The sequence below is a fragment of the Vibrio sp. S9_S30 genome, assembly GCF_014694455.1.
Classification (GTDB): Bacteria; Pseudomonadota; Gammaproteobacteria; order Enterobacterales; family Vibrionaceae; genus Vibrio.
Genome location: NZ_JAAUWT010000116.1, coordinates 1 through 772, shown reverse-complemented (window position 1 = coordinate 772; position 772 = coordinate 1). Strand labels below are relative to the sequence as shown.

1 protein-coding gene is annotated in these 772 nt (G+C 43.7%); it reads left to right on the top strand.

Going from position 1 to position 772, the window contains the following annotated elements; all coding sequences use genetic code 11:
* Positions 1 to 219: 219 nt before the first annotated feature.
* The coding region (locus HC752_RS24330; protein WP_190337751.1) for an IS110 family transposase at positions 220 to 772 on the top strand (553 nt) is incomplete at its 3' end.

The following is a 772-nucleotide window of genomic DNA, read 5'->3' as shown; positions in this document are numbered from 1 at the left end:
TTGCAACGACTTGGTTTGCTGAGAATTTTCCATCTTGGATTTGCTTGAGGAATCAAGCTCTGAAACGCTGAAACCAGCAAGGTTCGAGAACCTGAAAACCCTTGAACTACCAAAACGCTATAACGCCATGTTAAGGTGATGAGATGGTCTCCCCCTACCACTTCGCGTGGCCATGAGCCATGCTTGGAGTGTTTAGGTCCAAAGCAAAAGGAGAAGACCATGACTCAGCATAAAATCATCGGCATCGACTTAGCAAAAAATAGTTTCTTTCTTTTTGAAATCAATCAAAAAGGAAAAAACCTAGCACGGAAAAAACTTCAACGTACTAAGCTACTTAACTACATCGCAAATCAATGCCCATCCATCATTGCCGTGGAGGCTTGCTCTGGAGCCCATTACTGGGCTCGTGAATTCAAAAAGCTTGGACACGAAGTCCTTTTATATCCGCCCCAACAGGTCAAAAATCAGCGACGTAAACAAAAAAACGACTATAACGATGCTGAAGCGATTGCTGAACTCGCTCTTTACCAACGAACTCACCCCGTCCCTCATAAATCCATTGAACAACAAGACGTGCAATCACTGATTCGAATGCGTCGATTATGCGTCACTGAGAGAACTCGATTGATTAATCAAGTTCGAGGTCTTATTGCCGAATACGGTATCATAATACCTAAAGGAAAAGCCTCGTTTAGGCAAGCCATTCCCGACATGTTGGAAGACGCAGAAAACCTGCTATCACCAATATTGCGTGAACTGCTATCACACCAGT